Raw genomic sequence first — 691 nt, 5'->3', positions numbered from 1 at the left:
GGTAGCGTGAGACAAGTCGAGGTCTTCCAGATGGCGAGCGTCAGAACTTCCATCATCGGGAGACCTCGACGTCTACCCGGTCACTGCCCCCACCCCAGCCGCTACACCGTCATCTGTGAAGAGCCGCGAAAGGACAACGGCCGTACCCGCTGGGCCCCTTGACGTGGAGTGCATTCGCTACTATGATCTAATCATGATGGCGACCGATGCACTCCTCGACACCGTGGCCGAGGCCGCGCGTGCCGAGAACATCGCCGCCGCTCGCACCTCGGCAGCGATGCTGCGGTTCGTCCGGGCCCGTCGTGACGACGCGGCCGCCGCCAGTGAGTCCCGAGCCGGCATCGAGGACGCCGGCCAGCTCGCGTGCGACGAGATCGCCGTCGCGCTGGAGATGTCCACCAACGCCGTCCAATCGCGCGTCTACGTCGCCGGACTGCTGGCCGACCACCTCCCGGCCGTGGCCGCCGCGCACGCCGACGGACGGCTGTGCGCCTACCGCGCCCGGCTCATCGCCCACGCCAGCGCCGACCTTCACCACGAGTCCTCCCGCGCCATCCTCGACGCACGCGCCGCCACCTACGCCACCAGCCACACCCCCACCCAACTACGCCAGTGGCTGCGCCGGCTGATCGTGCGCCTCGAACCCGAGCACGCCGTCCGCCGCCGCGAGCAGGCCCGCGACCGACGCGGC

1 protein-coding gene is annotated in these 691 nt (G+C 70.2%); it reads left to right on the top strand.

Annotated elements, in window-relative coordinates:
- Positions 1-193: 193 nt before the first annotated feature.
- Positions 194-691 (top strand): DUF222 domain-containing protein (locus tag ABD213_RS15040; RefSeq protein ID WP_344330315.1); only part of this gene is annotated, 498 nt, incomplete at its 3' end.

Origin of the sequence: Aeromicrobium halocynthiae (genome assembly GCF_039531385.1) — a bacterium.
Classification (GTDB): domain Bacteria; phylum Actinomycetota; class Actinomycetes; order Propionibacteriales; family Nocardioidaceae; genus Aeromicrobium; species Aeromicrobium halocynthiae.
The sequence above is the reverse complement of the archived record's forward strand: the minus strand, read 5'-3'. Positions and strand labels throughout refer to the sequence as shown.